Origin of the sequence: Mesorhizobium sp. M5C.F.Ca.IN.020.32.2.1 (genome assembly GCF_004023105.1) — a bacterium.
Taxonomy (GTDB): Bacteria; Pseudomonadota; Alphaproteobacteria; order Rhizobiales; family Rhizobiaceae; genus Mesorhizobium; species Mesorhizobium wenxiniae.
On sequence record NZ_RZSX01000522.1, the window covers coordinates 1 to 4,581 of the forward strand.

Below are 4,581 nucleotides of genomic sequence, written 5' to 3' on the forward strand. Positions count from 1 at the left end.
GACAACGCACCGATCAAGGTCAGGCCCGAAAATCCGGGCGGCACCGTCGTGCCGAACCAGGACAATAAGGTCTATGACGCCGTGGCCAAGGGTGGCGCAAAGCCTGCCGAACCGGTCCAGGAAAAACTGGTCACCAACACTGAAGAGCCGGTGGACGTGGCGGCCAAGGAGCCGCCGCAGAGCCGTGTGGTCGATCTTTCGCCCGACGATATCGACACGGCTGAAGCCGCCGATGCGATCCGCAATGCCGAACCCGCCGCCGCTGAAGGCGCCAATGCGATCCGCGGCACGCAAGCGGCCGGAAATGCCGACGTCGCCGCCCTGCCGGCATCCAAATCCGAGGATCGTATCGCCCAAGTTCTGCAAGAGGCCGACCAGGGCATCGACCCCGACCTCGTCGCGGTTGCGCCGCGCAAGGTGAGAACCATGGTCGTCAAACCCGATGGCTCGCTGGTTGCGCGCGAGGATCCGGCGCCTGCGGCACCGCAGATGGCTGCCGTCGAGCCTGTCGATCCGGCGCCGCAGCATGTGGCCCCGACGGGTCAGGCCGACGTCGCAGAACAACAGACCGGTACGGTACCGCCTGTTGCCGACCAGGCAAGTGACGACCTACTGGGTGGCGACCCAGTGGGCGGCGACCAGACCGAAGCCGCCAAGCCGGAAACAGCCAAGCCGGAAACAGCCAAGCCGGAAACAGCCAAGCCGGAAATAGTCAATCCGACGGCCGCGCCGGCAGCCGCGCCTGAGGCTGAGGCCCAAACCGCCCAGCCTGCCAATACGCCGGCCTCGGTTCCGGTGGCGCCGCAGCGTCCGTCCGACCAGCCGGTCGACGTCGTCGGCGAGGTCAAGCCCGACCAGGTTGCGTCCATCAATCCCGCGGCGGGCTCGACCGGCGGTGGCTCATGGTCGATGCAGATTGCCTCCCAGCCGACCGTCGAAAGCGCCCAGTCGACCTATCAGGATCTGCAGCGCCGATATGGCAGCGTGCTTTCCGGTCATACCGCCAACATCGTCAAGGCCGAGATCGCCGGCAAGGGAACGTTCTATCGGGTCCGCGTCCCGGCGAAGTCGCGCAACGATGCGATCAACCTGTGCACCAGCTACAAGGCTGCCGGCGGCAACTGCTTCGTGTCGCGCTAGCCCTTTCAAGTCTCCCGCCCTTGGGCGGAAAGAACCGGCGCGGTCACGAACCGCGCCGGTTTTTTTGTGGAAGGGAGTTGTTTGTGTGGAAGGGGTCCTGGCCGCATGTGGTTCGATGCGATTCCCTTTGTCCGCGTGAAGCTCTAAACTCCTGCCCATGACCGAATCAAAATCCATGATCCTCGGCTGCGCCGGGAAATCGCTCACACGCGAAGAAATCAATTTCTATCGCAATGAATGCCCGTGGGGATTCATCCTGTTTGCGCGCAACATCGGCGAGACCGAGCAGATCCGCGATCTGGTCGCCGCGATGCGCGACTGTATCGAGCGCCCGGACGCCCCGGTGTTTATCGACCAGGAAGGCGGCCGGGTGCAGCGCCTGCGCCCGCCGTTGGCGCCGAATTATCCGGCCGGTGGCGCGCTCGGGGCCCTGTGGCGCAACGACCACGACGCCGGCAACCGCGCCGCCTGGCTGATGGCACGGCTGCATGCCTTCGACCTGCTGCGCTACGGCATCACGGCGGATTGCCTGCCGGTGCTCGACGTTCCGATCGAGGGCGCCAGCGACGTCATCGGCGCGCGCGCCTATGGCAAGGAGCCTCGCTCCGTCATCGAACTGGGTCGCGCAGCGGCGGAGGGCCTGATGTCGGGCGGCGTGCTGCCGGTGATGAAGCATATTCCCGGGCATGGACGGGCCTTTGCCGACACGCATTTCGAACTGCCGACCGTCGATGCCTCGATGAGCGACTTGCAGCGGCATGATTTCGCCCCGTTCCGGGAGCTCAATCATTTGCCGATGGCGATGACGGCGCATGTCGTCTACAGCGCGATCGACCCGAAGAACCCGGCCACGACATCCGGCAAGGTCATCGATGAGATCATCCGCGGCGAAATCGGCTTCGACGGGCTGCTGATGAGCGACGACACCTCGATGAAGGCACTTTCTGGGGATTTCCCGACAAAGGCGGCCGCGATCCTTGCGGCGGGCTGCGATCTCGTCCTTCACTGCAATGGCGTTTTCGAGGAGATGGCCGGCATTGCGGCGCGCACAACGGGGCTTGAAGGCACGTCGCTGCAACGCGCGCAACGGGCGCTGACCTATATCAAGAACCGCGATCGGGCTGATGAAGCCGAGATACGCGCCGAATTCGCCACCTATTTCGATGGGGTGGCCTAGACCATGATCCCGAAAAATGGGAGCCGGTTGTTCGGAACAGATCATGGCCAAACAAGAAGATAGAACCAAAGGAAAGCAACAGGAAGTGGCGGAAACATTGGACAACAAGGCCGGCAAGGCCGCACCGATGGACCGTCTGTGGGCCGAGAACGACGATTCGCGGCTGACCGGCGATCCCGCGCTGGTCGTCGATGTCGACGGTTTCGAGGGCCCGCTCGATCTTCTGCTGCATCTTGCCCGCAACCAGAAGGTCGATCTGTCACGCATCTCGATCCTGGCGCTGGCCGAGCAATATCTGGCCTTCGTCGAGAAGGTGAGGGCGCTCAGGCTGGAGCTTGCCGCCGACTATCTGGTGATGGCGGCGTGGCTGGCGTTTCTCAAGTCGAAGCTTTTGATCCCCAAGCAACCCGGCGACGACGGCGAAAGCGGCGAGGAGTTGGCGGCCGTGCTGCAATTCCGGTTAAAGCGGCTGGAAGCGATGCGCGACGCGGCGGCACGACTGGTCAACCGTAACCGGCTCGGACGCGACGTGTTCGCCCGCGGCATGCCGGAAATGATCATCGTCGAGAAACGCAACGCCTATTCGGCCTCGCTCTACGATCTGCTGACCGCCTATGCGGCGCAACGTCAGAAGCAGGCCATCACCAATGTGACGATCGCCAGGCGCGGTGTGTGGTCGCTCAAGGATGCGCGCGATATCCTCAACAGGCTGATCGGCTCGCTTGCCGACTGGACGGCGCTGGACAGCTTCCTGGTCGAATATCCGACTGGCCCGGACGAGCGGCGTACCGCGATTGCCAGTTCGTTTGCGGCGACGCTGGAACTGGTGCGCGAAGGCAAAGTGGAAATGCGGCAGGACGAGGTGTTCGCGCCGCTCTATCTGCGCGGCCGTGCGCAAGGCATCAGGGCAGTCGAGGTGGCATCATGAGTGAACGCGCCAACGCTTCGGTCATTCCGTTCAACGTCGACCACGAGACCGAAGAGGGCGTGCTCGCCGGGGCACCGGCAGAAAGCCAGGCCCAGAACTTGTCCCAGAATCCTGGCGAGCGGCTGCATATGGCGGAAGCCGTGCGCATGGCCGAGGCGATCGTCTTTGCCAGCGCCGAGCCGGTCAGCGAAAAGCAGCTTGCCGCACGCCTGCCTGACGGCATCAGCATCGCCGCGGCGATGGCCGAACTGCAGCAGATCTATGCGCGGCGCGGCGTCAATCTGGTGCGCGTCGGCGATGCCTGGGCGTTCCGCACCGCCGGCGATCTCGCGTTCCTGATGAGCCGCGACACGGTCCAGCAGAGGAAGCTTTCCCGCGCGGCGCTCGAAGTGCTGGCGATCATCGCCTATCACCAGCCGGTGACGCGCGCCGAGATCGAGGATATCAGAGGCGTCGAGACCTCGAAGGGCACGCTGGACACGCTGATGGAGACCGAATGGGTGAAGATGCGCGGCCGGCGCCGCACGCCCGGCCGTCCCGTCACCTACGGCACCACCGACATCTTCCTCGACCACTTCGCGCTGGAGGAGATCCGCGACCTTCCCGGCATGGAGGAATTGAAGGGTGCAGGGCTGCTTTCGGGCCGTATGCCGTCGAATTTTACCATTCCGCTGCCACCGGCCGATCCGGATGCGCTGACCGACGACGAGGATCCGCTAACCGACATCGATCTTGAGGAACTCGGCTTGTTGACGCCGCGCGTCGAGGAAGATTGACCGCAATCGACGTGCCGAAAGCCGTTGGTATTTCGCGGCTGCGCCGATTGGTAGCGGGCTATGGCGCCGAAAGTGCGTGACTTCGGCCACTGATTTATAAAACTCTGTCGCGGTTGTGTTTGAATCCCGACGCGAAAGCGCATAGATCATCGTCGGAGAAAACTTTCGAGAGAGATTGTTATGGGTTCATTTTCGATTTGGCACTGGCTGATCGTGCTGGTGATCGTGTTGCTGGTGTTCGGCCGCGGCAAGATTCCTGAGCTGATGGGTGACATGGCCAAGGGTATCAAGAGCTTCAAGAAGGGCATGGCCGACGACGAGGTTGCCGAGGACAAGCGCACCGTTGAACACCGAGCCGACGAAACCGTTTCGTCAGTGAAGGAAAAGGCCAGCAAGAGCTGAGCCCAAACTTTAGTCGGAACGCATCGCCATGTTCGACATCGGCTGGACCGAGATGCTGGTGATCGCGATCGTCATGATCGTGGTCGTCGGGCCCAAGGATTTGCCAAAGATGCTGCGCACATTCGGACGCACGACGGCGAAGATGCGCGGCATGGCAG

At 63.2% G+C, this 4,581-nt stretch carries 6 protein-coding genes; all 6 read left to right on the top strand.

The genetic code is table 11. The features are described from left to right. A partial coding sequence (locus EOA86_RS23275) for an SPOR domain-containing protein (protein ID WP_164891925.1) occupies nt 1–1,140 on the top strand: 1,140 nt, incomplete at its 5' end. 157 nt (nt 1,141–1,297) lie between these two features. Then, on the top strand, nt 1,298–2,317 hold the full coding sequence (gene nagZ, locus EOA86_RS23280) for a beta-N-acetylhexosaminidase (protein WP_128343802.1): 1,020 nt from the start codon (nt 1,298–1,300) through the stop codon (nt 2,315–2,317). 127 nt (nt 2,318–2,444) lie between these two features. Next, a complete protein-coding gene (locus EOA86_RS23285; RefSeq protein WP_128343808.1) occupies nt 2,445–3,245 on the top strand; it encodes a ScpA family protein in 801 nt (266 codons plus the stop codon). Continuing rightward, nucleotides 3,242–4,021, top strand: a complete 780-nt coding sequence (gene scpB / locus EOA86_RS23290) for an SMC-Scp complex subunit ScpB (RefSeq protein ID WP_128343804.1) — start codon at nt 3,242–3,244, stop codon at nt 4,019–4,021. The genes EOA86_RS23285 and scpB overlap by 4 nt, the downstream gene beginning before the upstream one ends. 180 nt (nt 4,022–4,201) lie before the next feature. After that, entirely contained in the window at nt 4,202–4,423 is a 222-nt protein-coding gene (locus EOA86_RS23295; RefSeq protein ID WP_127210492.1) for a twin-arginine translocase TatA/TatE family subunit, read from the top strand. Between the two features lie 28 nt (nt 4,424–4,451). Continuing rightward, nucleotides 4,452–4,581 (top strand): Sec-independent protein translocase protein TatB (tatB, locus tag EOA86_RS23300; protein WP_128343806.1); only part of this gene is annotated, 130 nt, incomplete at its 3' end.

Coding starts and splice junctions, on each gene's coding strand:
- nagZ (WP_128343802.1), top strand. CDS start 1,298: ATGACCGAATCAAAATCCATGATCCTCGGCTGCGCCGGGAAATCGCTC.
- scpB (WP_128343804.1), top strand. CDS start 3,242: ATGAGTGAACGCGCCAACGCTTCGGTCATTCCGTTCAACGTCGACCAC.
- EOA86_RS23295 (WP_127210492.1), top strand. CDS start 4,202: ATGGGTTCATTTTCGATTTGGCACTGGCTGATCGTGCTGGTGATCGTG.
- EOA86_RS23285 (WP_128343808.1), top strand. CDS start 2,445: ATGGACCGTCTGTGGGCCGAGAACGACGATTCGCGGCTGACCGGCGAT.